Origin of the sequence: Actinokineospora sp. (assembly GCF_052390155.1) — a bacterium.
Lineage (GTDB): Bacteria > Actinomycetota > Actinomycetes > Mycobacteriales > Pseudonocardiaceae > Actinokineospora.
On record NZ_JBQTHF010000013.1, the window covers coordinates 1 to 5,307 of the forward strand.

Genomic DNA, 5,307 nt, shown 5'->3' on the forward strand with positions numbered 1-5,307 from the left:
GCTACGCCCTGACCATGCGCGGCGTCCTGCGCGCGGGCGTCGACCTCCGGCAGGCGGTCAAGGTCGCACTCGCGGCGGACACGGTGTCGATCGCGGTCATGGAGATCGTCGACAACGCCGTGATGGTCGCCGTCCCCGGCGCGATGGAGGGGACGGCAACACCATGAGTGGGAACTCTGCGCGAAAGGCGGGTGTTCTCGACCGGGTCGTCATCCTGGGCACCTGCGGCTCCGGGAAATCCACGCTCGCCGCGCGGTTGGCCGAGCGGACGGGTGCCGCCCACATCGAACTGGACGGCCTGCACCACGGACCGGATTGGACGCCGACGCCGGTCGAACTGTTCCGCGCGCGCGTCGGCGAGCTGACCGAGCGGCGGACGTGGATCGTCGACGGGAACTACATCGACGCACTCGGCGATCTGCTGTGGCACCGCGCGGACACCGTCGTCTGGCTCGACCTCCCCCTCCGCGTCATCCTGCGCCGGGTCGTCCGGCGCAGCCTGGGCCGGATCATCCTGCGCACCGAACTGTGGAACGGCAACCGGGAGACCCTGGGGTCGCTGTTCGGCAAGGAATCGCTGGTCACGTGGGCGATCGGGTCGCACCGCAGGCACCGCGGGGAGTTGCCGCTGCGGCTGGCTCCGCCGCGGCTGACGGGCGTGTCCGTGGTCCGGCTGCGGTCGTCGGCCGAGGTGAACCGGTGGCTGGCGAGTCTGCCGGAGCAGTGACCGGTCAGGGCAGGACGGCGGCGAAGCGCCAGTCCAGGACGTCGCGGGCCGGGTCGGCGGCGACCTGCGCGCGGAGGTGGACCAGGCCGCCGCCGGTCGGGATCGGGTCGAGCCGCTCGACGGTGACGGTGGCGCGCAGCGTGTCGCCCTCGTGGACCGGGCCCAGGTGCTCGCAGCTCCGCCAGCCCGCGACGGTGACGATGTTCGGCAGCGCGCGGATCGTCTGGGTCAGGGTCAGCCCGATGGTGTGGCCGCCGTAGACGAGCCGGTGGCCGCCCGCGCTGTCGTGGTGGACTTTCGCCACGTTGAGCGTCAGGCGGGCGAGTTCGGGGGCGCTGGAGACGACGTCTCCCCCGGCGGCCGACCAGCTCCGGCCGACCGCGAGGTCGGCGAAGCGGGGTCCGTCGACCCGCGCGGCGAAGCGGTCGAGGCGCCAGCCCGCGACGACCGCGGCCAGCGTCGCGACGTCGGGCTCGGTGCCGACGGCGTCGAGGTCATCGGCATGGCCGGTGCGCCGCTCGGGGTCGCGCAGCGGCAGCATCGCGCACCGCAAGAAGTCCAGCACGGGGCGGTCGTGCTGGTCGACGGTGGTGATCCGAAGGGCGGCCAGTCCGGTCGGCGCGCGGCCCGCGCGCGGGGTGTTCTGCCGCAGGGCCACCACCTCGGTGCGGGTGCGCAGCGTGTCGCCGAGCCGCGGGGTGCGGCGGAACACCAGGCCGCGGTAGAAGAGGTTCGCCTTCACCTGCCGAGTGGCCACAGTGGACTGTCCAATCGCGACATCCCAGACCACGGCGGGCGGCGCCAGTGGCTCGGCGCCGGTCACCTCCGCGCACAGCGCGTGGTCGAGGGTGAGCGGCAGCCGGTCCCCCACGATGGCGCGGTGTGCGGCGGCCAGACCCGCGGTGAGCGTGGACCCTGGCGCGGTGAACACCTGGCCACGGTCGAGGTCCTCGAAGTACGGACCGTCGGCGATCATGTCCGCTGTGCGGGCATGAGAGTGTGAACACCGGCAGACCGACCGAGGGAGCGCCAGGTGAGCAGCCTTTCCGCCGAGGAGCGGGCGGTCGTCGACACCGTCCGCGCGTTCGTCGACCGCGAGGTACGCCCGGTCGCCCGCGAGCTGGAGCACGCGGACGAGTACCCCGCGACGCTCATCGACGGGATGAAGCGGCTCGGCATCTTCGGACTGGCCATTCCTGAACCCTACGGCGAAGCGCCCGTGTCCACCCCCTGCTACGTCGGGGTCACCGAGGAACTGGCCCGCGGCTGGATGAGCCTGGCCGGGGCGATGGGCGGGCACACGGTCGTCGCGAAGCTGTTGCTCCGGTTCGGCACCGAGGAGCAGAAGCAGCGCTACCTGCCCCGGATGGCGACCGGCGAGATCCGCGCGACGATGGCCCTGACCGAGCCCGGCGGCGGCTCCGATCTGCAGGCGATGACCACCACCGCCCGCCGCGACGGCGACGGCTACCGGATCACCGGGGCCAAGACCTGGATCACCAACGCCCGCCGGAGCCAGGTCATCGCGCTGCTGTGCAAGACCGACCCCGCGGCGACCCCCCGGCACGCCGGGATCAGCATCATCCTGGTCGAACACGGCGACGGGCTCACCGTCTCCCGCGACCTGCCCAAGCTCGGCTACAAGGGCGTCGAGACCTGCGAATTGTCCTTTGTGGACCATTATGCCCCGGCAGCCGCACTGCTCGGCGAGGTCGAGGGGCAGGGGTTCGGCCAGATGATGCGGGGCCTGGAGATCGGCCGCATCCAGGTGGCCGCCCGCGCGCTGGGCGTCGGCCAGGCCGCCTTCGACGACGCCCTGCGCTACGCCCAGGAGCGGGAGAGCTTCGGCAAGCCGATCTGGAAACACCAGTCCATCGGCAACTACCTGGCCGACATGGCCACCAAGCTCACCGCCGCGCGGCTGCTCGTCCTGCACGCCGCGACCCGCCACGACGCGGGCGAGCGGTGCGACCTGGAGGCCGGGATGGCGAAGCTGTTCGCCTCCGAGACCGCCATGGAGATCGCCCTGACCGCCGTCCGAATCCACGGCGGCTATGGCTACTCGACCGAATACGACGTGGAGCGCTACTTCCGCGACGCGCCGCTGATGATCGTGGGCGAGGGCACCAACGAGATCCAGCGCACCGTGATCGCCGAGCAGTTGATCTCCCGGGGCGGCCTGCCCCGCTGAGGCCCCACATGTGTCGCCTGGCGGCAACTACCGGACACAGGGAGAGCACGACGTGACGCGTTCAGGTGTGCACTTGCGAGAGATCACCGACGACAATCGCGACGCGGTGTGCGCACTACGCGTCCGGCCGGACCAGGAGGGTTTCGTCGCCTCAGTGACCAGGTCGTTGGCCGACGCGGCCGCCACGCCCGAGGCGAATCCTTGGTATCGGGCGGTGTACTCGGGCGACGAGCCGGTCGGTTTCGTGCTGCTCAGTTGGAACGTGCCGCCCGGTCGTGCCGGGATCATCGGGCCTTACTTCCTGTGGCGGCTGCTCATCGACGTCCACCACCAGGGGCACGGGTTCGGTCGAGTGGTGCTGACGCAGATCGCCGACGTGGTTCGAGCGGACGGCGCGACCGAACTGCTCACCAGCTACCAGCCCGGCGACGGTGAACCGTGGCCCTTCTACCGACAGTTCGGTTTCGAGCCCACCGGGGAGATCGACGACGGCGAGATCCTCCTGCGGCTCGACCTGTCCGGTCGGTGAACTCGGGTCTCACACTGGGGCGACCTCGAAGCGGGGGAACAGCGCGGGCGACTTGGTCACCTTGGCGCCCTCCAGGCCGTCCAGCCAGTTCTCCGCCGTGGGGACAGTGTCCACAGTGGTGTCGAGGAAGCCGAGCATGGTCGCCGCCGACTCGGGCAGGAACGGCACCAGCAGCCTGCCGAGCTGGCGTACGACGCCGACCAGGTTGTGCAGCGTGGTGTCCAGTGCCGCCGCCGACTCGGGGTCGTCCTTCTTGGCCAGGTGCCAAGGAGAACGCTCGTCGACATAGGCGTTGGCGCGGCGGACCAGGTCCCAGATCCTGGCGAGCGCCTCGCGGTGGTCGTAGCCGCGCATCGCGGTGATCGAGTCGCGTTCGGAGGTCAGGAGCTGCGCGTGCAGGGACTCCTCCAGCGGGCCGGGGGCGGCGTTCGCGGGCACGACGCCCTCGCGGTAGCGCTCGGTCATGCTGGTGGCTCGGCTGACCAGGTTGCCGAGGCCGTTGGCGAGATCCCCGTTGTACCGGGCGACCAACCGCTCCTCGCTGAAGTCGCCGTCGATGAAGGGGGAGAGTTCGGCCAGCAGAAAGTAGCGGACGGCGGGGGTCCCGTAGCGCTGCACCAGGTCCACCGGGTCCACGGCGTTGCCCAGCGACTTGCTCAGCTTCATCCCGGACGCGGTGATGTAGCCGTGCACCATGATCTCGGTGGGCAGCGGCAGCCCAGCCGACAGCAGCATCGCGGGCCAGTAGACGGCGTGGAATCGGGTGACGCCCTTGCCGACCACGTGCACCCGGCGGTCGGCGCCAGTCCAGTACCGCTCGTAGTTCGGGTCGTCGCGGGTCCAGCCCAGGGCGTTGACGTAGTTGGTGAGCGCGTCGATCCAGACGTACATGACCTGCCTGGGGTCGCCGGGGACCTCGATCCCCCAGCCCCGCGCGCGGCTCATCGAGCGGGAGATGCTGATGTCGTCCAGGCCGGCGCGGATGAAGCTGACCACCTCGTTGCGGCGGGTGTCCGGCACGACCTTGAGGCTGCCCGACTCCAGCGCGGCGAGGAGCTGGTCCTGATACCGCGAGAGCCGGAAGAAGTAGTTCGTCTCCGACACCAGTTCCGGCTCGACCAGGTGCTCCGGGCACTTGCCGTCGACCAGTTCGGCCGGGCTGTAGAACTGCTCGCAGCCCACGCAGTAGAGGCCCTCGTAGTCCTTGGTGTAGATGTCGCCGCTGGCCGCGATGCGCTTCCAGATCTCGATGGCGCCGTCGATGTGGTCACGGTCCACCGCGGTCCGAATGAACCGCGACAGCCCCAGGTCCAGATCGCGGGCCAGGTTCTCGAAGTGCACGACGTTGCGGTCGACCAGTTCGAGGACCGGGATGCCTTCCTTCTCGGCGGCGAGCACGTTCTTCAGGCTGTTCTCGTCGGAACCGCTCAGGACGTAGACATCCATTCCCATCGCGGCCATGTGCCGTGCGTACGCGTCGGTCTGCGCGAACTCGAAGGCGTGTCCGAGGTGCGGCCGGGCGTTGACATACGGGATGGTCGTCGAGATGAAGGCTGTCTGCTTCATGGTTCCTTCTGCTCCTGAACCGAACGAGTGCCGACCCGGTGACGCCGGACTGGCAACGAGCTTAGTCCGCCCGCCCGCCCAGGCTTTCGGTGGCATCGGGCGCGACCGTCCCTTGTGGACGACCCCTTCCCGGTCAGAAATTAGGGTACCCTAATTTCTATCCGCCGAAAGACATCCCATGCGCTTGTAAGTCAAGCGGCGGTGGCGGTGTCTGTGTGGTGTGACCAGGCGGTTGCCTCGTCGTAGAGGGTTTTTGAGGCGAGGCAGCCGTGGAGGATCCCGACGAGCCGGTTG

General features: G+C 69.8%; 5 protein-coding genes and 1 pseudogene. 4 read left to right on the plus strand and 2 right to left on the minus strand.

From position 1 onward, the window contains the following. Both ACT4N7_RS05740 and ACT4N7_RS05745 read left to right on the plus strand, forming a co-directional pair. Positions 1-149: pseudogene (locus ACT4N7_RS05740) on the plus strand (DUF4396 domain-containing protein); the annotation flags it as partial. A 14-nt stretch (positions 150-163) separates the two neighbouring features. Continuing rightward, positions 164-727, plus strand: coding sequence for an adenylate kinase (locus ACT4N7_RS05745; RefSeq protein WP_444827530.1), 564 nt, complete (start codon positions 164-166; stop codon positions 725-727). Between the two features lie 4 nt (positions 728-731). Here the strand turns inward: ACT4N7_RS05745 and ACT4N7_RS05750 are convergent, their stop codons facing one another. After that, positions 732-1,703 (minus strand): MaoC family dehydratase, encoded by a 972-nt coding sequence (locus ACT4N7_RS05750; protein ID WP_444827531.1) that lies wholly within the window; start codon positions 1,701-1,703, stop codon positions 732-734. Between the two features lie 57 nt (positions 1,704-1,760). Here ACT4N7_RS05750 and ACT4N7_RS05755 point away from each other — a divergent pair, with 57 nt between their 5' ends. Together ACT4N7_RS05755 and ACT4N7_RS05760 are read left to right on the plus strand one after the other, a co-directional pair. Then, entirely contained in the window at positions 1,761-2,918 is a 1,158-nt protein-coding gene (locus tag ACT4N7_RS05755; RefSeq protein ID WP_444827532.1) for an acyl-CoA dehydrogenase family protein, read from the plus strand. A gap of 52 nt (positions 2,919-2,970) precedes the next feature. After that, complete coding sequence (locus ACT4N7_RS05760; protein ID WP_444827533.1) at positions 2,971-3,447, plus strand: GNAT family N-acetyltransferase; 477 nt, start codon at positions 2,971-2,973, stop codon at positions 3,445-3,447. Positions 3,448-3,456: 9 nt separating this feature from the next. Here the strand turns inward: ACT4N7_RS05760 and metG are convergent, their stop codons facing one another. Further along, positions 3,457-5,013, minus strand: coding sequence for a methionine--tRNA ligase (gene metG / locus ACT4N7_RS05765; protein WP_444827534.1), 1,557 nt, complete (start codon positions 5,011-5,013; stop codon positions 3,457-3,459). Between the last annotated feature and the right edge of the window lie 294 nt (positions 5,014-5,307).